Origin of the sequence: Phaeodactylibacter xiamenensis (assembly GCF_000759025.1) — a bacterium.
GTDB classification, from domain to species: Bacteria; Bacteroidota; Bacteroidia; order Chitinophagales; family Saprospiraceae; genus Phaeodactylibacter; species Phaeodactylibacter xiamenensis.
This window is the reverse complement of sequence record NZ_JPOS01000069.1, coordinates 1-235: the sequence shown is the minus strand read 5'-3', so window position 1 is coordinate 235 and position 235 is coordinate 1. Positions and strand designations below refer to the sequence as shown.

At 51.5% G+C, this 235-nt stretch carries 1 protein-coding gene; it reads right to left on the bottom strand.

The window, feature by feature from the left end; translation table 11 throughout:
• On the bottom strand, window positions 1-235 hold a 235-nt coding region (locus IX84_RS18415; RefSeq protein ID WP_044224089.1), incomplete at both ends, for an FG-GAP repeat domain-containing protein.

Below are 235 nucleotides of genomic sequence, written 5' to 3'. Positions count from 1 at the left end.
GGCACCATTCGCTGATGTCGTTATGACCTGCTGCGCACCAAAATTGCCGCTGCCGTCATTCTCGTACCACGCTATCTTATCATCATTTGATGAGGCTGATAATACATCCGCGTCGCCATCACCGTCCAAATCCATGGCGTATACGGACCTGGCACCATTCGCTGATGTCGTTATGACCTGCTGCGCACCAAAATTGCCGCTGCCGTCATTCTCGTACCACGCTATCTTATCATCA